Consider the following 361-nt stretch of genomic DNA (forward strand, 5'->3'; position numbering starts at 1 on the left):
AAACCTGGCTTAGCGCCAAAGCCAGCGCACGCGCGCTCTACCGCATGGATGACCGTGCCTTGTCAGATATCGCGCTCTCCCGCAGCGACGTGGAACGCGTCAACGCCACGGTCCGACTGCCAGATTGACGGCCTCGCCGCCAGAGTGCCGGGATTCTGGAGGACGCACCGGCGATCGGGTCTTTGCGCCGCTTGATCGTGCATTCGCGCGGTGTGAGGTCCGTATTGGGGTTGGCCCCGTCGGAACCGAGGAGCGCGCCCTTTTGATCCTCAATAGGTTTTGGCCAGGTATTCGGCGATCGCCTTGGCATCGGCCTCGTCGATCGGGGCGCGGTAGACCTTGATCATCTTCTGCACCTCGG

The 361-nt window shown here is 63.4% G+C and carries 1 protein-coding gene and 1 pseudogene; one reads left to right on the forward strand and one right to left on the reverse strand.

Going from position 1 to position 361, the window contains the following annotated elements; all coding sequences use genetic code 11:
• Positions 1 to 128 (forward strand): DUF1127 domain-containing protein (locus AB4Y92_RS26700; RefSeq protein ID WP_441822364.1); only part of this gene is annotated, 128 nt, incomplete at its 5' end.
• 141 nt (positions 129 to 269) lie between these two features.
• On the opposite strand, the pseudogene AB4Y92_RS26705 reads toward AB4Y92_RS26700, so the two are convergent.
• Positions 270 to 361: pseudogene (locus tag AB4Y92_RS26705) on the reverse strand (cytochrome c); the annotation flags it as partial.

This window comes from Lysobacter sp. TAB13 (assembly GCF_052113885.1).
Lineage (GTDB): Bacteria > Pseudomonadota > Gammaproteobacteria > Xanthomonadales > Xanthomonadaceae > Lysobacter > Lysobacter gummosus.